Below are 1042 nucleotides of genomic sequence, written 5' to 3'. Positions count from 1 at the left end.
GAAGAAAATGAAGTGTTTTCTATTATCATGCGCCCATAGCTCAGTCGGATAGAGCGGTGGTTTCCGGTACCACGTCTTATATATGACAAAGGAAACCAAATGTGCTTTAGGGTGCGGTATAAAGCTGTTTGTCGGAGTTTTTAACGCTTAACTTGAGCGGGAACAAACCGCAAACGTCCTATGTAGGCATTAGCGAATTATTGTCGCATAGTAAAAAGGTGCTACGTGTAACCAAATGAAGATAATGATAGTACATATGCGGAGAGCTTCCGTCTGAAATTCGTTTCAGATAGGGGGCTCTTTTTTTATTATGTCTAAAAGTATACGAGTAGTAAAAAGACGAAGAGAAGTAGTTGATTTTATTGGTACTGCGGAAGCACTAGACACAGAAGCGGCGATAGCGATTGCTGCGCAGGCATTTCGGGCAGAGGGATTTAGAAAGCGTACTATAGATGATTACAGCAAGCTCTTTCGTTATTTCATGCGAGAATTGAACATTGAGAAAGTCGAGATCATTACGGCGGCACATGTACAAATGTATATTAATAAGCTGCTTAATCGAGAATTAGCACCTGCCACTGTAAATATTCGCATATCGGCGTTGAAGTCGGTCTTTAAGCGATTGAATGAGCAGGGCTACATTAAAAGCAATCCCGCTGTAGACTTTGTAAAGTTACGTACCGATGAAGCGCCGATTTTTACGCTAAATCATAATCAGATAAAGCGCATTTTTCGTGTGGTAGATAAGACGACCTATGCAGGCTATAGAGATTACTGCGCCATGCTGCTTATGTTGCACTGCGGGTTGCGTGTAAACGAAGTAAATCAGCTAGAGGCTAACGATATAGATTTTGATAACCTTACGATTATGTTAGCAGGCGCTAAGAATAAGAACCGTAAAACTAGAGCTGTACCTATGACGAAGAAGGTAGCGGAAGAGCTACGAATGCTTATAGGGGTCCTACCACACATCCATCAACTTAACGTATATTTTTATATAAAATGCGGTCTTTCCACGTAGTTTTTTATTATCTTTTATAGA

Annotated in this window: 1 protein-coding gene; it reads left to right on the top strand. The window is 40.7% G+C overall.

Annotated features, from left to right (window positions below; all coding sequences use genetic code 11):
• Positions 1-310: 310 nt before the first annotated feature.
• Complete coding sequence (locus tag PDQ33_RS28905; RefSeq protein WP_123805304.1) at positions 311-1021, top strand: tyrosine-type recombinase/integrase; 711 nt, start codon at positions 311-313, stop codon at positions 1019-1021.
• The last annotated feature ends 21 nt before the right edge of the window (positions 1022-1042 follow it).

The sequence above is a fragment of the Bacillus cereus group sp. Bc031 genome (assembly GCF_027716265.1).
Taxonomy (GTDB): domain Bacteria; phylum Bacillota; class Bacilli; order Bacillales; family Bacillaceae_G; genus Bacillus_A; species Bacillus_A paranthracis.
Note: the sequence above shows the minus strand (reverse complement) of the source record. Positions and strands in the feature narration are given on the sequence as shown.